Annotated in this window: 8 protein-coding genes, 1 tRNA gene and 1 riboswitch; of the genes, 5 read left to right on the plus strand and 4 right to left on the minus strand. The window is 44.8% G+C overall.

The window, feature by feature from the left end:
• The first annotated feature begins 92 nt into the window (after positions 1-92).
• Together OP489_RS01670 and OP489_RS01675 are read left to right on the plus strand one after the other, a co-directional pair.
• Positions 93-1,238: an exonuclease SbcCD subunit D gene (locus OP489_RS01670; protein ID WP_266162649.1), complete on the plus strand. Its 1,146-nt coding sequence runs from the start codon at positions 93-95 to the stop codon at positions 1,236-1,238.
• On the plus strand, positions 1,235-3,658 hold the full coding sequence (locus OP489_RS01675; protein ID WP_266162650.1) for an AAA family ATPase: 2,424 nt from the start codon (positions 1,235-1,237) through the stop codon (positions 3,656-3,658). Before OP489_RS01670 ends, OP489_RS01675 begins: the two co-directional genes overlap by 4 nt.
• A gap of 60 nt (positions 3,659-3,718) precedes the next feature.
• On the opposite strand, the gene recG is transcribed toward OP489_RS01675, so the two are convergent.
• From recG to rny, 4 genes are all read right to left on the minus strand, one after another.
• Entirely contained in the window at positions 3,719-5,743 is a 2,025-nt protein-coding gene (recG, locus tag OP489_RS01680; RefSeq protein WP_266162651.1) for an ATP-dependent DNA helicase RecG, read from the minus strand.
• A gap of 37 nt (positions 5,744-5,780) precedes the next feature.
• Positions 5,781-7,460 carry a DAK2 domain-containing protein gene (locus OP489_RS01685; RefSeq protein ID WP_266162652.1) on the minus strand — a complete coding sequence of 560 codons (1,680 nt, stop codon included), beginning with the start codon at positions 7,458-7,460 and terminating at the stop codon, positions 5,781-5,783.
• 138 nt (positions 7,461-7,598) lie between these two features.
• A complete protein-coding gene (locus tag OP489_RS01690; protein WP_266162653.1) occupies positions 7,599-8,366 on the minus strand; it encodes a TIGR00282 family metallophosphoesterase in 768 nt (255 codons plus the stop codon).
• Between the two features lie 160 nt (positions 8,367-8,526).
• Positions 8,527-10,080, minus strand: a complete 1,554-nt coding sequence (gene rny / locus OP489_RS01695) for a ribonuclease Y (RefSeq protein WP_266162654.1) — start codon at positions 10,078-10,080, stop codon at positions 8,527-8,529.
• Between the two features lie 154 nt (positions 10,081-10,234).
• Between rny and OP489_RS01700 the strand changes: the two genes are divergently transcribed.
• The 3 genes from OP489_RS01700 to OP489_RS01710 all read left to right on the plus strand — a co-directional run bounded on the left by OP489_RS01700 (position 10,235) and on the right by OP489_RS01710 (position 13,093).
• Entirely contained in the window at positions 10,235-10,360 is a 126-nt protein-coding gene (locus tag OP489_RS01700) for a hypothetical protein (protein WP_266162655.1), read from the plus strand.
• Positions 10,361-10,664: 304 nt separating this feature from the next.
• Positions 10,665-12,575 (plus strand): threonine--tRNA ligase, encoded by a 1,911-nt coding sequence (gene thrS / locus OP489_RS01705; RefSeq protein ID WP_266162656.1) that lies wholly within the window; start codon positions 10,665-10,667, stop codon positions 12,573-12,575.
• A gap of 444 nt (positions 12,576-13,019) precedes the next feature.
• A tRNA-Gly gene (locus OP489_RS01710) sits at positions 13,020-13,093 on the plus strand.
• 224 nt (positions 13,094-13,317) lie between these two features.
• A riboswitch (Fluoride riboswitch) is annotated at positions 13,318-13,377 on the plus strand.
• The last annotated feature ends 28 nt before the right edge of the window (positions 13,378-13,405 follow it).

Below are 13,405 nucleotides of genomic sequence, written 5' to 3' on the forward strand. Positions count from 1 at the left end.
AATAAAAATTAATAATATTTAGTATACCAGTATTTCGAGAAAAAGGAAAGTATGAAACAAGGATTTTTCAGAGAGAATGGAGGAAACACCAAATGAAAATTCTGCATACGGCAGATTGGCATCTTGGAAAGAGCCTATACGGAAGATCCCTTCTGGAAGATCAGAAATGGTTTTTAAATTCGTTTTTATTACCTTTGCTGGAGCGAGAGCACCCAGATGCCCTTGTTGTAGCTGGAGATCTTTTTGATCGGCAGGTGCCGCCCGTAGAAGCCATTACGCTGCTGGATGATTTTTATACGCAGCTTCATAAAATGGGGATTCCGTTGATTGCAGTTGCAGGGAATCATGACAGCGCAAAACGATTGTCTCTTGGGAGCACTCTTTTAAGAGAAAGCGGAATTATTTTGGCAACTCGTCCGGAAGAGCTTTTTCATCCGATAGAACTCACAACCGCATCGGGAAAAATTTGCTTTTGGACCCTGCCATTCTGTGAACCCGCACAGATAAGGGAGTTGTTGGGGCAGGAAGAAATTCATTCTATGGATGAAGCATTTCGTGCGATGATCGAAAAAGTGGAGCCAAAAGAAGATGCCGTGAATGTTTTGGTGACGCATTGCTTTGCGGCGGGAGGACAGATCGGTGCCAGTGAAAGTCCGGCATTTGTGGGCGGGAGCGCACAGGTAGGAACGGATCTGTTCGAAAAATTTGATTATACGGCTTTAGGACATCTTCATGGGCCGCAAAAAGCGGGCAAAGGACGATATTCCGGTTCACCGCTCACCTATTCTTTTGATGAAGCGAATCAGAAAAAATCGGTGACCATGGTAGAATGGAAAAATGGAGGACAAGAGATTACGGAAATTCCGGTTTGCCCGCCCAACAAAGTCCGGGTGATTTCTGGAGATTTTGAGGAACTTTTGGAAGAAGCCAAAGAAAATCCAAGTGAAGATTACCTTTTTGCCGAGCTTTGTGATACAAAACCGATTTATTTGCCGCTTGACCAGCTGCGCCCCTATTATCCAAACCTTCTTGGACTTTCGAGTCAATGGCTTCTTTCCAAAGGAGAAGGAGATAATCAGAAATTGCGGGAACAGATTCATCACAGAGCGGATGATTTGACGATTTTTGAGGAATTTATGGAACAAATCTGCGGAATAGAGGCAGATGAAGAAGATAAAAAATTGATTCAGAAAATGCTTCGCATAGATTTAGAAGAAGAGGAGGAGAAAGCCGAATGAAAGCACTTTTTTTGCGTATGAAGGCATTCGGCTGCTATCTGCACGAAACCAGTCTTAACTTTGAAAGTCTCGGGGAGCACCCGCTGTTTTTGATTACCGGAAATACCGGCGGCGGAAAGACGACAATTTTGGATGCAATGTGCTTTGCACTTTATGGAAAAGCAACCGGAGGGCAACGCAGTTGGGATAGTATGCGCAGCCTTTCCGCTGCGATGAAAGAGGAGACCTTTGTGGAATTTACGTTTGCTCTTTCAGGAAAAGTCTATAAATTTTATCGTGAACAAAAACATTATGCCGGGCGCGGTACCGGAGAGGAAAAGATCAAAGAGACAAACGAGTGCTGGACGAAAGATAATACAGGAGAGTGGAAGCTGCTGGAATCTGGTTCTGACAAAGCAATTCGGGAATGGGCGGAAAAGCTTTTGGGATTAAATTGTGAGCAGTTTTCTCAGGTTGTAGTGTTGCCGCAGGGCGATTTTCTGCGGCTTTTAATGTCCAATTCCATGAAAAAGGCTTCGTTGCTGCAAACCCTTTTTCATGCGGGAAAATGGAAAATCCTGACGCAGAGAATGAGGGAAAAGGAACGTGCACTTTCTCGGGAAGCAGGAGAAAATTTAGCGTCTAAAAATTCTATTTTGGAACGGGAATCTTCTTCTAGCGGAGAGGAACTGGGAAATTTCTGTAAAGAACAAAAAATTAAGATCAGCGAACTGATTAAAGAACATGAAAAAGCGCAGACAGAACTTGAGAGACAGAATCGTGCATATCAACTGGCGTCTGCCCTCGATACTTCTCAGAAAATGTTAGTTAGCTGCCGCAAAGAGCAGGAAGAATCCTCTCAGCGAGCAAAAAATGCGGCAGAGAAAAAGAGGCAGGCGGAAGCTTTTTTACCAAAGGCAGAAGAAGCAAGAAAAAAGGCAGATTCTCTGAGGGAAAAGCGAGGCAGTCTCCGGATGGCTTTGGAAGGAGTCAACAGACTGCAGTCCGTTGAAGAACATTGTCAAAAGCTAAAAAAGCAGGTAGAGGAACAGAGAAAAGTAAAAGAGGCAGCGGAAAAAGAATGGAATGAAACCTCGGCTAGATGTGAAAAGGGAAACGCTTACATTGAAAAAATGAGTGAGACAGCTTCTTTTCTGCCGTCTTTATCAGTTCAAATAGAACAGGAGATTAATAAAAATGCAGCGGCGGCGGTAGCAATTCATCTTGAAAAGGGAAAACCATGCCCGGTCTGTGGCTCTTTAGAGCACCCCATTCCTGCAGAACCTTCGATGATTTTGCAGGCGCTCATAAAGCGTCGGAAGGAGACCGAAGAGGCTGTAGAAAAGCTCCAAAAAGCGCGTAAGAAATTAAAGCAGTTGGAGCAGGAACGGGAAAAAGCCCGGGATCTGGTACAGTCGGCAGAAAAAGAACAGAATCTGCTCGGGCAGTCTTTAGCGGCAGAAGAAGCAAAAATTGAAGAGCTTTCTAAAACGGTGCAGGGGAATTCTTCGGCAGCAGAATTAAAATCCGTTTTGGAGGAAATAGAAAGATCAATTTCTGACTGTGAAAAGATGGAAAAAAAGATTACGGAGCGGATGCAGTTGGCGCAGCGTTCCATGGCAGCGGCGGCAGCTGCACTGGAAAGTGCAAAAAAAGCGTTCTTGAGTGCACAGGAAACAGACCGCAGAGCACTAGAAGCATATCATATGGCTTACGGAGAACAGGCAGAGCGCCCGAATGTTGAAGCGATTGGAAAGACTCGAAAAGAAGCACAGGATCATGTGGCTGAACTTTCAGCTCAAAAGGGTGCCGCACTAGAACGGCTGCAGAGTGCGGAAAAGTCTTTGGAGCAGTTAAAGCAGTTGGAAACACAAGGCGAAAAGCTTCAGGAGCAGTATGCAAGAGTAAGCCGCCTTGCTAAGTTGCTTTCGGGAGATTCTGCAATGAAAATACCCATTCAGAATTTTGTATTGGGTGTAATGTTGGACGAAATTCTGCAGAGTGCAAACCTCTTTTTTGCTGATCTTTCCGGAAATCGTTATCAGCTGATTCGAGCGACAGAAGAAAGCAATGGGAATGCAAGGGGCGGGCTTGACTTACGCGTTCTGGATGCCGCGGCAGGCGGAGCAAGAGAAGTAGCAACGCTTTCGGGCGGAGAGCTTTTTCTAGCATCTCTTTCGCTGGCATTTGGGCTTTCCGATGTGGTGCAGAGCACCTCCGGCAGTGTTCGTTTGGATTCCATTTTTATTGATGAGGGATTTGGAAGTTTGGATCAGGAGACGCTGGATACCGCTATGAATGCGCTTTTGCGCCTTCAGCAGAGCGGCCGAACGGTAGGAATCATTTCTCATGTGACCGAATTAGAGAGTGCAATTCCCCTACAGGTAAGGGTCGGAAAACTTTCTGATGGGACAGGAACTTTATGTGTAAAAACTTTATAAACATAAAAAACGGGCTGCCAAAGATTTTGGGCAGTCCATTTTTATGATTTTTCATTTATTTTAAGAAGACTCAAGAGATTGGAAAAGAAGCCGCACTTCTGCGCAAAGACCGCGGTGATCTTCATTTTTAAGCTCAGGATCTTCCGCTAAAAGAGAGCGGGCAATCGTTTGCGTTCGCTTGAGAACTGCCAAATCGGTGTTGATGTCGGCGATTTTTAATTGAGGAAGACCATGCTGTCGGTCTCCAAAGAAATCTCCGGGGCCACGCAGCTTTAAATCCCGGTCGGCGATCTCAAAGCCGTCCTGCGTTTCGCACATTGCCTTCATCCTTGCCTGTGCATTATCGTTTTGCGCGTCGGAAATTAAAATACAATAAGATTGAAATTTACCGCGCCCGACTCGTCCGCGCAGCTGATGCAGCTGTGAAAGCCCATACTGTTCTGCATTCTCAATCAGCATAACGGTTGCATTCGGAACATCTACGCCAACTTCTACGACGGTTGTTGAGACAAGAATATCAAGGTTTCCGGCAGAAAAATCTTCCATGATTTTATCTTTTTCTGTTGCTTTCATTCGCCCATGAAGAGCACCGATTCGGCAGGAAGGCAGTTCCTTTTTTAGCTTTTTTGCATATCCTGTGACGCTGGCTTTTTCGCTCCCGTCCTCAATCATGGGACAGATCACATAGCATTGCCGATGAAGCTTTACCTGCTTTTCCAAAAAACCGATTGCACGCCGACGTTTGTCTCCGGTAATCCAAAAGGTTTTTATTTTTTGTCTGCCGGGAGGAAGTTCGTCAATCACTGAAAGGTCTAAGTCTCCATAAATAATAAGCGCCAGTGTCCTTGGAATCGGCGTTGCACTCATGACAAGCACATGGGTGCCTTTTGATTTTTCTGCAAGTTCCGCCCTTTGCCGAACCCCGAACCGGTGCTGCTCGTCCGTGATGACAAGGCCGAGATTTTGGAACTGCACATCCTGCGTGAGAATTGCATGGGTACCGATCAAAACATCAATTTCTCCCGAAAGCAGGGCGGATTTTATTTCTCGTTTTTCTTTTGCTTTCATCGAGCCGGTCAAAAGGCCAACTCGAATTCCACATCTCCCGAGAAGGGGAGAAAGCGAAGCAAAATGCTGATGGGCAAGAATATCGGTCGGGACCATCAGCGCCGATTGAATCTTATTTTTCGCCATTGTATGGCAAAGCGCAGCTGCAACAACGGTTTTACCACTGCCAACGTCACCTTGAATCAGACGATTCATTGGATTTCCGCTCATTAAATCCGCAATCGATTCTTCTACGGCGCGTTTTTGCGCATTGGTAGGGGAAAAGGGAAGAAGACCCCAAAATTCCTTTGTGTATTCAGCCTTGACACAAAATTTGCTCTTTTCGCGGGTATGGCTTTTCATAGAAAGAAGCCCTAATTGCAGCACAAGAAGTTCTTCAAAAATTAGCCGTCTGCGTGCAGTTTCCATGGATTCGGTGTCTTTGGGGCAATGAATATTTTCGAGAGCAAACCGCAGATAGCAGAGTCCTTCTTCCTTGCGCAGAGGAGAGGGAATTGGATCTTTGATCGTTTCCGGCAGCAGGCGCAAAGCTTCGCGGACTGCGTTTTCGATCATACGGCTGGTGAGACCCTTTGTCTGCGGATAGATTGGCCGAAGCCCTGTACAGCGTTCTTCTAAAAGAAATGCAGGAGAAGCCATTTCTTTGTGCCCGAAATTTTCCGTTACTTTTCCGTAGAAAATATAGGTGCTGTCAGGAATCAAAAGGTGTGGAATATAGGGATTATTAAAAAAGGTCAGATTCAGAATCCCAGTTTCATCTTCTGCAGTGCCCTTAATCAGAATCATTCCGCCATGAACCCGGACAGGAGAACCAATCGAAGAAACTGTTGCCCGAATGGCACAAACAGTCCCTGGAACAGCATCAGAAACGGTAGAACGGTGGTTCCAATCTTCATAGGTACGTGGATAAAGGCGCAATAAAGCGCCGACAGAAAGCGCTCCGATTTTTTGGAAAAGAGGAGCACGTTTTTTGCCGACGCCTTTTAAATTTGAAATTGGAACCGAAAAAAGAGACACGAAAAACCCCAACCTTTTTGGTGGTTTTCAATTGGAATTATTCAACTGAAATGATAAAGTAATAAACCGGCTGACCACCGTTTACTAAAGTGACTTCAATATCGGAACTTACATGGGATTTGATGCGGTTATAAGCATCATTTGCCTGCTCTTCGGTTACATCCTGGCCATAGATAATGGTGATAAAGGAGGTAGCACGATTTACCATGGAGCGGGTTAATTTGCTGCAAGTATGAACATAATCTTTTTCAATCAGCTTCATTTTGCCGTTTTCAAGGCCAAGAATGTCGCCTTGTTTCATCTTATGGCCACCGAACTCACTATCACGAGCGGCAAAAGTAACCATGCCGGTATTTACATTCCCGGCAGCTTCCATCATTTTAACGGAATTTTCTTCCGTAGTGGATTCCGGATCATAAGAAAGCATGGCAGAAAGTCCCTGTGGAATCGTGCGGGTGGGCAAAACAATAACTTTACGGTCGGTGACGAGCGGAATGCACTGTTCAGCGGCCATAATAATATTTTTGTTATTCGGCAGAATCATAACATTTTTGGCCGGAGTTGCTTTGACAGCTTCCAAAATGTCTTCTGTACTGGGATTCATCGTTTGACCGCCGCTTACAACATGAGTGCATCCAAGATCTTTAAAGAGGGTTGCGAGTCCTTCTCCTGCAGCTACAGAAATAAATCCGATTTCTTCCGTAGGTTCTACAGATTTCAACTCTGCTTTTTTGAGTTCTTCTTTTTTAGCAGCTTCTGTCGCCTGTGCTTTGCGGTGCTGTTCTTTCATGTTGTCAACTTTTACAGTCAATAGCTGACCAAAGACAAGAGCAGCTTCCAAAGCGTTTCCTGGATCTTCTGTATGCACATGAACTTTGATGATCTCATCGTCTGAAACCACTACAACACAGTCGCCCATGGTTTCGAGGAAAGTACGAAGTTCTTCTGGGTCTTTCTGAATCTCGGGATTACGCCCAACAATAAATTCGGTGCAATAAGTGTAGTGAATTTCCTGATCAAATTCAGCTGCAGCATTGCGGAAGAAATCATCGCTTAGAGAAGCAGAAGCGTTTTTTTCCTCTTCATCCCCATCGTTTTCGATGATGACGCCGTCACGGAAAACACTCATCATGCCTTCAAAAATATAGCAGAGCCCTTTTCCGCCTGCATCCACAACACCAGCTTTTTTAAGAACCGGTAAAAGTTCAGGCGTGTTTTCCAGAGCCTCTGCAGCGCCCTTACAAACGGCACTCCATACATAAACCGGATCATCATCGATTGCTGCGGCAGCTTTTCCTTTTTCGCAGGCAACGCGGGAGACGGTTAAGATTGTTCCTTCAGCCGGTTTCATGACTGCTTTATAGGCAGCTTCCACACCGATTCCCAGTGCGTTGACAAGATCGCTTCCGCCAAGCGTGTCCATTCCTTCGGTTCCTTTTGAGAACCCACGGAAAAGCAAAGAAAGAATGACTCCGGAATTTCCACGGGCACCACGCAATAGAGCACTTGCTGCAATGTGGGTTACTTCGCCGGCTGTTTTTTCTTCTGTTACTTTTTCAAGTTCAGCGGCGGCATTTCCGATAGTCATAGACATATTGGTTCCGGTATCTCCATCGGGGACCGGAAAAATATTCAGTTTATCAATGCTGGATTTATGCTTTGCGATATTGTTCGCAGCTGAAATCATAGCGTTGCGAAGATCAGTTCCGTTGATCATATCGACACTCCTCTTCATAAGGCGGTTCAGACCGCTTCCATGCTTTTAATATCCAATATTATATCACAATCGATAAACGGATTCAACCTGAATCTTTTCCGCTGTGATGGGACAATATGTGTAAAAGATAAAACACTTTTAAGTGAGCTCAATTCGCTCTGCAGAAAGGCAGCGCCCGGTTTTTTCATCGATGCCAAAGAGACATCCGTCCATTTTACAGGGACCTTCCTGCAAAAGATCAAAGCGAACCGGCATTTTGGTGCGGGCTTTCTCAATCGTCAGTTCCGGCTTGACTCCCAATACAGATTCGATCGTACCGGTCATTCCGAGGTCGGAAATATAGCCTGTGCCTTTTGGTAGCAGGCAGTCATCGGCTGTTTGAACATGAGTATGAGTTCCCCAAATTGCGCTGACTTTTCCATCCAGATAATAGGCGAGACTGCGCTTTTCTCCGGTTGCTTCTGCATGAAAATCCACCACGGTAATCTTAGGCGCATTTTTTAAAAGACGATCAGCACAATCATAGGGGGATTCCAAAGACTCCAGATAGACAACCCCCATTAAGTTGAGAACTCCCACCTGAATGCGGCCCATATCAACTACGGTAAATCCTCTTCCAGGAGCGGAAACCGGAAAGTTTGCGGGCCGCAAAAGCGTTTCACAGGTGTCATAAAGCTCATAGCTTTCTTTTCTGCGAAAACTGTGATTGCCGCCAGTAAGCACATCGACGCCGCTGTCAAAAAGATAGCGTGCAGAGGAAGGAGTCAGGCCATTGCCGTCGGCACTGTTTTCGCCGTTAGCAATTACCAGATCGATCCCTTTATATTTTTTAAAAGCGGGCAGTTTTTCCCGAAGAAATCGGCATCCAATACTGCCGACGACATCTCCGATTGCAAAAAGATTCATTTTAGAATTCCTCGATTCTATTTTCAACTGTTTCCTATTATGGCGGAAAAAATTCCAAAAGGCAAGAGCAGTGCAGCTTTAAAGCATAAAAAACGCCCGTCTGAAAAGTCAGACAGGCGCAAGATTTCAAAAGAAAAGCATGCGGTTTAACCGCAAAAGTTTATTTTGCATAGTCAGAAGCGCGGCTCTCACGAATAATGTTTACCTTGATCTGACCGGGATATTCAAGCTCATTTTCAATCTTGTTACAAATTTCGCGGGCAAGCAGAACCATCTGATCGTCGCTGATGACTTCAGGCTTTACCATTACGCGGATTTCGCGACCTGCTTGGATGGCATAGCAGCTTGCAACCCCTTCAAAACTGGAAGCGACTTCTTCAAGCTTTTCAAGGCGCTTGATGTAGTTTTCCAGATTCTCTCTCCTAGCGCCGGGACGAGCGGCACTGATTGCATCGGCAGCCTGAACAAGACAGGCAATTACCGTTTTAGGTTCAATATCATTGTGATGTGCGGCAATCGCATGAATGATTGCTTCGCTTTCCTTGTACTTACGGGCGACATCAACGCCGATATCTACATGGGAACCTTCCATCTCGTGATCCAGGGATTTTCCAATATCATGTAAAAGACCGGCTCTTCTCGCAACAGTCGGATCCATTCCGAGTTCGCTTGCCATAATTCCACAAAGGGAAGCAACTTCAAGAGAATGATTGAGCACGTTCTGCCCATAGCTGGTACGATAACGCAATCGTCCCAGAAGTTTGATCAATTCAGGATGCAGACCGTTTACACCGGCCTCAATAACAGCTCGTTCACCTTCCTGCTTAATGGTCGCGTCCACTTCATGGCGGGCTTTATCCACCATTTCTTCGATTCTGGCTGGATGAATCCGGCCGTCGGAGATCAGTCTTTCCAATGCAATTCGTGCAATTTCGCGGCGAACCGGGTCAAAACTGGAAATGGTAATTGCTTCTGGTGTGTCATCAATAATCAGATCGACTCCGGTCATCGTTTCAATTGCCCGGATATTGCGTCCCTCACGGCCGATAATGCGGCCTTTCATTTCATCATTTGGCAGCGGAACAACACTGATGGTCGCTTCTGCTACATGGTCTGCAGCACAGCGCTGAATTGCCATAGAGATAATCTCTCGAGCCATTTGGTCGGAATTATCTTTCATCTGCTGCTCCATGGTCATCAGCTTGGCTGCTTTTTCGTGGGTCAGTTCATTGTCAAGGTCTTTGAGCAGATATTCTTTCGCCTGATCTGCTGTATAACCAGAGATCTTTTCCAACATTTCCAACTGACTCTTTTTAACCTCTTCTGCATCTGCTAGCTTTTGATCTGCATCTTTAAGCTTTTGCTGCAGAGTTTCGGATTTTGCATCAAATGTTTCTGATTTTTTGTCTAGAAATTCTTCCTTTTGCTGGATCCTTCGTTCCTGTCGCTGTACTTCTTTGCGGCGGTCGTTAATTTCCTTTTCCGCTTCTGAGCGCAGTTTATGCAACTCGTCTTTTCCTTCCAGCAAGGTTTCTTTCTTTTTGGATTCTGCATTTTTTAGAGCATCGCTTACGATCCGCTTGGCTTCTTCTTCTGCAGAGCCAATCGCAGCTTCAGCTGCCTTTTTTCGATGTGCAGAACCGGCAAAAAAACACACAACACCAGCCACCGCTGCACAAATTGCTGCGATGAGGATTGCTGTGAAAGTATTCAATTTTAGGGGCACCTCCTTTTAATAAAGATTTTTTAAGAAATTGATTTTGAAAATATCAAGAGAATTGGGTGCGTCATTCCCAAAAATGCAGTCATGAATATTCCAATCGTGCATTCTTTATAATTGTATACCGCAAAGAGGGGGATTGTCAAGAATGGATCGTCCTTTTCCAAAGGGTTCTGCAGCCAAAAGAATTTGGAATAAAAATTCTGATCGCTTGACAAGGAAAGAAAACGGTGATAACATGACTCTTATCCGGGGATTACCGGGTGATATTTAAATAAAAAGCGATGACGAGGAAGCCGCAGATTGGCTTTGGATCAGAGAGCAAAAGTCTTAGGCTGAAAGCTTTTGCACCGAACACAACTGCAAGGACTACCACCTCCGAGCTGCATGCCGAAGAGGAATGCCGGAAAAGCACCGTTAGAAGCTTTTTTAATGAGTCCCGTTTTAAGCGGGAGAATATGGGTGGAACCGTGAGACAAATCAAGTCTTGCCCCATTTTAGGTGGGGCAGGGCTTTTTTATTTTATCAGCTGCCTCTCTAAAAACATTATATATTATATAAAGAAAAGGAGCAGAAAAATGATTCAGGTATCTTTAAAAGGCGAACCAAGGGAGTTCGAATCCGGAATCACAGTTGCAGAAGTTGCCAAAAGCATCGGAATGGGACTTTATAAGGCTGCCTGCGCTGGAAAGCTGAATGGAAAAGTAGTCGATCTGCGGACTCCACTGACAGAGGACTGCGAGCTGGAGATTTTAACGTTTGACCAGGTGGACGGGAAACGTGCTTATTGGCATACTACTTCTCATATCATGGCGCAAGCGGTTCAGCACTTATTCCCTGATGCGAAATTTGCGATCGGGCCTGCGATCGATAATGGATTTTACTATGATTTCGATCTGCCCAGAACGCTCACTCCGGAAGATCTCACTGCGATTGAGACTGAGATGAAGAAGATTATCAAGGAAGATATTCCACTAAAGCGGGTAGAGATGTCGGCACAAGATGCATTAAAGCTGATGAAAGATTTACACCAGGATTACAAAGTGGAACTGATTGAAGAACACAGCGGCAAGGGTGAAAAAATCACTTTCTATAAGCAGGGCGATTATATTGACCTTTGCGCCGGTCCTCATCTTTTGAGCACCGGAAAAGTAAAAGCAGTGAAACTAACGAACTGCACCGGCGCTTATTGGCGTGCAGATGCTAAAAATAAGATGTTGCAGCGTGTTTATGGAATTTCCTTCCCGAAGAGTGCGGACCTTGATACCTATGTAAAGATGCTGGAAGAAGCAAAGAAGAGGGATCATCGTAAACTGGGAAAAGAACTGGAGCTCTTTACGATTATGGATGAAGGCCCCGGATTCCCGTTCTTCCTGCCAAAGGGAATGATTCTCAAAAATCTGCTGCTGGATTACTGGCGCGAAGTGCATAAGAAGGCCGGCTATCAGGAAATCAGTACGCCGGTGATTTTGAGCCGGAAGCTTTGGGAGCGCAGCGGCCACTGGGCACATTATAAGAATAATATGTATACTACGGTGATCGACAATGAAGATTATGCAATTAAGCCGATGAACTGCCCCGGTGGAATGCTGGTCTATAAGACAAAGATGCGTTCCTATAAAGATCTGCCGCTGAGAATGGGTGAGATTGGTCTTGTTCATCGTCATGAACTTTCCGGTGCTTTGCATGGCTTAATGCGTGTGCGCTGCTTCAATCAGGATGATGCGCATATCTTTATGACGCCCGATCAGATGAAAGACGAGATCAAAGGTGTGGTGCGCTTGATCGACAGCGTTTATAAGACTTTTGGATTCCCGTATCATATTGAACTTTCGACCATGCCGGAAGATCATATGGGAGATAAGGCGACTTGGGATAATGCGACGAATGTTTTGCGCGAAGCGATTACGGAACTCGGGTATGACTATGACATTAATGAGGGCGATGGCGCATTCTATGGACCGAAGCTGGATTTCCATCTGCAGGACTGCTTAGGCCGTACATGGCAGTGCGGAACCATTCAGTTGGACTTCCAGCTGCCAGAGCGTTTTGAACTGGAATATACAGGCGCAGATGGGCAAAAGCATCGTCCGATTATGATTCACCGTGTTGTATTTGGTTCGGTGGAGCGCTTTATTGGAATTCTTACCGAACACTTTGCCGGTGCATTCCCGATGTGGCTTTCTCCGGTGCAGGTACAGATTCTGCCGATTAGTGAACGCCATCACGATTATTGTGAAAAGCTGCAGAAAGAATTGGAAGATGCCGGTCTGCGGGTAGAAAGCGATATGAGAAATGAAAAGATTGGTTATAAGATCCGCGAAGCGCAGCTGCAGAAGACTCCTTATATGTTGGTAATTGGCGATAAGGAAGTTGAGAGCGGAGAAATTTCTGTACGTCATCGTAAAGAGGGAGATCTCGGAACAATGGCTGTCAAAGATTTTATTGCGCGTGCACAAAAGGAAGTTGCAGATAAAAAGCTGGATTGATTCTCATTGAAATTGAGATAAAAAAGCCGTAGGGATTTTGTCTTTATTGACGAAGTCTCTGCGGCTTTTTACAATTATAAAGACGATTATTTAGAAGGCTTAAATATCAAGAGTAAGCTGTTCTGTCAAACACATAATTTTAGTTTTTTAGAAACTTATGTAAACAGTTTGTCCGGGGAAAGTTTTGACAGCTTGGCGGTGGAAATTGTGGAAAACCACCCCTCAATCGGCTGATTTTCGCCCTTTCTTCGAATTGATTTGTGGAAAAGCCAGTGGAAAGTGTGGAATACTATAGGGGAAAAACAAAATCATAAAAATATTTTTTTGTATTATGTAAATCAGCGAAACTAGAAAGAACCCTTTTTCCATGAAAATCATTATAGGATTCCCTTGCATTGGGGACTGTTTTATGTTAAAATAACAACCATAGTTCCACCAAATTATGCAGGAGTAGTTCAGTGGCAGAACATCAGCTTCCCAAGCTGAATATGGGGGTTCGATTCCCCTCTCCTGCTCCAAGTAAAACTGAGTCTGAGCGCATTTCGCGTTCAGACTTTTTTCTTTTTAATGGCTTATCGCTTGTGTTTGCCTTTTTATCTAACATTAAATAAAAAGGCTTTTAGGCTCAAAGAGCTTGTGAGTCAGCAAAAGTGTGATAAAAACACAAAATCTGATAAAAAGTGTGAGAATATTTTTAACTTTTCGATATTTACAAAAGGCCCCAAATTGTATACTCTTAATAGAGTGATTTGGTGATGAGGCTCACTATAATGCAGTTATTGCTAATGGCTTCTACTTTAAGGGATTGAGGTAGGAGCCTATATTTTTGT

It is taken from the genome of Caproicibacterium sp. BJN0003, from assembly GCF_026314295.1.
Classification (GTDB): Bacteria; Bacillota; Clostridia; order Oscillospirales; family Acutalibacteraceae; genus Caproicibacterium.